This window comes from Steroidobacter sp., assembly GCF_016790065.1.
In the GTDB taxonomy this organism is placed as follows: domain Bacteria; phylum Pseudomonadota; class Gammaproteobacteria; order Steroidobacterales; family Steroidobacteraceae; genus Steroidobacter.
Window position 1 is genome coordinate 1 of record NZ_JAEUPY010000051.1, and the last position, 4,569, is coordinate 4,569.

Annotated in this window: 3 protein-coding genes; 1 reads left to right on the top strand and 2 read right to left on the bottom strand. The window is 62.4% G+C overall.

Annotated features, from left to right (window positions below; all coding sequences use genetic code 11):
- Nucleotides 1–1,700, top strand: a 1,700-nt coding sequence (locus JNL55_RS01925; protein WP_293848600.1) for a peptide MFS transporter, incomplete at its 5' end; no start/stop codon positions are given.
- On the opposite strand, the gene JNL55_RS01930 is transcribed toward JNL55_RS01925, so the two are convergent.
- Nucleotides 1,664–3,754: a S9 family peptidase gene (locus JNL55_RS01930; protein WP_293848602.1), complete on the bottom strand. Its 2,091-nt coding sequence runs from the start codon at nt 3,752–3,754 to the stop codon at nt 1,664–1,666. The genes JNL55_RS01925 and JNL55_RS01930 overlap by 37 nt on opposite strands.
- Nucleotides 3,738–4,569, bottom strand: an 832-nt coding sequence (locus JNL55_RS01935; RefSeq protein WP_293848604.1) for an amidohydrolase family protein, incomplete at its 5' end; no start/stop codon positions are given. The genes JNL55_RS01935 and JNL55_RS01930, both read right to left, overlap by 17 nt.

Sequence of the window (4,569 nt, forward strand, 5' to 3'; positions counted from 1 at the left end):
CATGGAGCAGCCTGCTGGCGAAAGTTCGAGTCGTTTTTCCTGGGCCCAAGTCTAGCATAGCGCCGCTCATCAACATTTCACCAGAAATGTATCTGTTGCCAAGCGAGCGGCGCCTGCCCTACCCTCGCACGGTGAGCTCCACTACCGCCAGCCCCAACGCCGCCCCCGCCGTGCGCCCCAAGGAATCGTTCCGGGTCATGCTTCGACAGCAGCCGCCCGGCCTGTACCTGGTGGCCGTCACCGAATTCTGGGAGCGCTTCAGTTACTGGGGCATGCTCGGTCTGCTGGTGCTGTTTTTGACGGCGTCGCCGGCCACCGGCGGCTTCGGTTGGAGCAACTCCGAGGCACTGACGCTGTATGCGATCTACACCGGCGCAGTGTTCTCCGCGCCGGCCCTGGGCGGTTTTTTGGCCAGCCGCTATTTCGGCGAGCGCGCCTGCATCTTGTGGGGCGGCGTCGCAGTCACCGCCGGACACTTCTTGTTGTCAGGCCCCGCGCTCGGGCCCTGGTTGATCGAAGCCTTCACCGGTTGGCCGGTAGGCCAATGGCTGAATGCCTGCGGCATCCCTTTAGGCAAAGCCATCCCATCGGCCGAGGTGAGCAGCGCGCTCGCGTCCGGCCGCTGTGCCGCCGATGCCGCTGGCGGCAGTGCCGTCGCGCTCGCCTATCACCTGCAGGCCTGGACGTTTCTGTTGGGCCTGGTCGGTATCGTCGCCGGCACCGGCTTCATCAAATCCACCGTCTCCTCCATTGTCGGCAAGCTGTACGCGCCCGGCGATGCGCGACGCGAGGAAGGCTTCGGCATTTTCATGGCCTGCATCTATTCGGGAGCGCTGTTCTCGAATCTGGTCGCCGGCACCATCGGCGAGCTGCTCGACTGGCACTGGGGCTTCGCGGTCGCCGGTATCGGCATGGCCGCCGGCCTGGTGCTGTATCTGGCACGCCATGAGCGGCTACTCGGCGACATCGGCAAGAAGCCTGACTTCGTGCAGCCCAATCATGTCGACGATGGCACATCGGTTCCATCGCATGTGCAATGGGGCCGCATCGCAGTGGCCTTGCTGATGAGCTTGTTCGTGGTGTTGTACGCCATGTCGTTCTATCAAAAAGGCGGCTTGCTCAACATCGAAACCAAAGCGCACGTGGATCGCTTCGTGTTCGGCTTCGAGCTGCCGACCACCTGGCTGCTGAGTATCAGCACGCTGGTGTTCATCGTGCTCACGCTGCCTGCTGCTCGACTGTGGCGCTCGCTGGCCGCCCGCCATCGCGAACCGGATGTGGTCGCCAAGCTCGCGTTTGGTCTGGCGGCGCTGGCCTGCGGTTATGGCGTATTCGCTTTAGGCTTGGCCGAGAAAGCGGTGTCGGCCGACGGTCGGTTCAGTCTGTGGTGGATGGTCGGCATGTATGCGCTGTTCGCCCTGGGCGATTTGCTCGTATGGCCGACCCAGATCGCCGCGGTCAGTCGCCTGGCGCCACCCCGACATGCCGCGTTTGCAGTCGGGGCCTGGTATCTCACCATCGGCTTGGGCAGCTGGCTCACCGCGACGACGGCGCCGATCAATGATCGCTATGGCATCTCGACCGTCGCCATCGTGCTGATGAGCCTGTGCGGAGGCGCCGCGCTGCTGCTGTGGCTAGCGCGGAAGCCGCTGATCAAACTGACTTACGGTGCGCTCGACACCCGGCCACCGCCCGGCTGAGCCGGATCGTGCTTGCGGAACCAACTTACTTCCATCAGCACCGAGTTGGGTAATGTCGCGGGATGAGCCCGCAGGCCGTGAGTCTCATTGGGGAACACGGCCAGCTGCACCTCGCGACCGAGCGTGCGTAGTGAGTAATAGAACTTCTCGGCTTCCATCAGCGGCGTGATCCAATCGATTTCGCCTTGCATGATCAGCAGCGGCGTCTTGATCCGATCGGCCAGCATGATGGGCTGGCGCCGCCAATACTCCGCTTGATAGCGAGTGTCCCAGGGCGGTCCGTTGAAATAGCGGCGGATCTGATAGGCGCCATAGGACGGCGCGCTCCACTCGCCCGAGTACCAGGACTGCGACACGGCAGCTTTGAATTCATCGGTGCGGCCGACGGTCCAGGAAGTTAGCAAGGCGCCGGCGCTGATTCCGCGTAGGAATACGCGGTTGGCATCGCCCAGGCCGTGTTGTTTGATGGCGTTTAACACACCGACAACGTCTAATCCCATTTCGCTGCTGGCGTCGGGTTGGTCGTACCAGCCCGGATAATGTTTGCGATCGCTCAGCTGCATGAACTCGCGGCCGTAGCCGATGCTGCCGCGATAGTTCGGCTGGATCACCACGTAGCCTTGCGCCACGAACAGCTCACGATCTGCGTCGAAATCGAATGTGCTCGCCGAGTAGGGACCACCGTGCAAGTCGACGACTACTGGCAGTGAACTCACGTCTTTGGCGTTGGCCGGCGTCGCTACGATGGCATGAATGGGGCGGCGGTCGACGTGTGCCGAGGGGAAGTCGACTTCGCTCAGGCGAGACAAGGAGCGCTGTTTCAGTGTGGGATTCAGGTTGGTCCATTCATTGAGACGACCCGAGGCGTCGACTGTGACTGCTTCGGCTGGGTGGCCTGATTCGCTTCTCACAAACGCTACTTTGCCGTTGGCGGCGATACGCGAGACCGATGCGAACGCTTCGTTGCTGATGACTCGCAGATCGCCCTTCTCGGTCACGCGAGCCAGCATGCCGCGGCCACGCTCGAGATAGTTCACCAGCCAGCTGCTGCTGTCCGGATACCAGCGGAAGCCGCTGATGTTCAGATCACGGCCGGCCAGTGGGAGTGTTTCTTTTCCCGTGCGCGTGTCCCGCACTACCAGGTCGAAGGGAAATACGACGTTGCTTGGATCGCCGTGTTGGCGGAGAAAGGCAATGCGTTTTCCGTCCGGAGCGATTGCAGCGTCGCGCTCGACGCCGGGCTGCTCGGCGATCCATTTCGTGGCGCCGGTTGTTACGTCGATTTGGAGTAGATCGCGGTTGACGTTCCACAAGTTAACTTTAGCGTCGCGGCCGCGAGCCACGGAGATTGTGACTGTGCGGCCGTCTGTCGACCATGCCGGCGGACCGCCGTCGCCTGCTTCGGTTGCGGATAGTGAGACGTCGGCAGGTAATGTGAGCTGGCGAGTTTTTCCTGTGGCGATCTCGACGATGAAGAGTGCCGGCTCGACCGATGGCATCCAGCTGCCATCGTCCCCGCGGTAGAACGCATGATCAATGAGAATGGGCCGCTGCGCGGCGGCCGGTGTGCCGGGGAGCTTGAACCAGGTTTGAGCGGGAGTGGGCAGCTCGACAATCATCGCCGCCTGGGATTCGGATGGGCTCCACGTTAAAGATGCCGGCTGATGCTCCAGCGCCGTTAGCAGTTTGGTAGTGCCCGTCGCCACATCGTAGGCATTGAGCGTCGCGACGCCGTCTTGGCGAGAAACCAACAACAGCGACTTGCCGTCGCGAGACCAAGTGGCTAGCTGCGCGTTAGCCAAAGTCTTCGTGCGCAGTTCGTTGCCGACCTTCTCGGTGATGCGCAGCTCGCTGCGCCATGCGTCGGCCGCGATATCGGGTATCGACACATTCGTGACGAGAGCGGAGCCGTCGCGATTGATCTCAACCCGATGCAGCGAGTTCAAGCCGAGCAGATCGTCCGGCCGCAACGCCGTCTGGGCATTCGCACTTAAACTGATAATGCCCAGCGCGACGGCGACCGCAAAACTCAGCCCCTCACTTGGTCGCGGCATCCGGCGCTCCTACAGCACGCTGCACCGTCCAGCGACGCGGGCCGTAGGGCCGCGAGCGGGGCCACACTTCATCCAGGGTATCGCCGACATACAACCGGCCGTCGAGCATCACCTGATTGATCTTCACCGAGTTGCGCAAATCCGCGAGCGGATCGGCATCGAGAATCACCAAGTCCGCCAGCTTGCCCACCGCAATCGAGCCGAGATCACGATCCAAGCCCAGATACTGCGCATTGCGAATGGTCGCCGCTTCCAGCACCTCGATCGGGTCGAGCGCAAAACCAAAGGTCCACATTTCCCAATGCGTGCCCAGGCCCTGCTCCTGCCCGTGACCACCCACACCGACCCGGCCACCAGCGCGAACGATGTCTTTCACCGCTTCCACCGAGAACACCGCCGGATATTCCGACAACGGCCGCTGTGTCTGATTCTTCTTGCGCGCCAACTGATCCCACCGCACCCAACGCTGCTGCTTGGGATCGTCAGGCAGGTTCTCGCGAGACAAGAAATACTCCAGCACGTACAAACCCTGCCCCGGCGTAATCAGCTCCGGGTTGTAAGCAACGCCGGAGCGCGCCAGGAACTGGATGACATCCGAGTACAAAGGAATATCCAGGATGGGATGCTCCCAAGCGGTCTGGCCATCCATGACCATGCTCAAGTCATAGGCGAAGTCCATGCCTTCACCGGTGACCAGCACATCGCCGCGTTGACGCGCGACCTCGCTGACCCACTGACGCTGCGCGCGTCGCGGTTGGTAGTACTGCTTCAGGCCAAGCGCGCCCCAGCTGTGCAAGCGATCGGCGACGCGCCCC

Bases quoted from the DNA above. Each gene is read 5' to 3' on its own strand.
- JNL55_RS01930 (WP_293848602.1), bottom strand. From the start codon at position 3,754: ATGCCGCGACCAAGTGAGGGGCTGAGTTTTGCGGTCGCCGTCGCGCTG.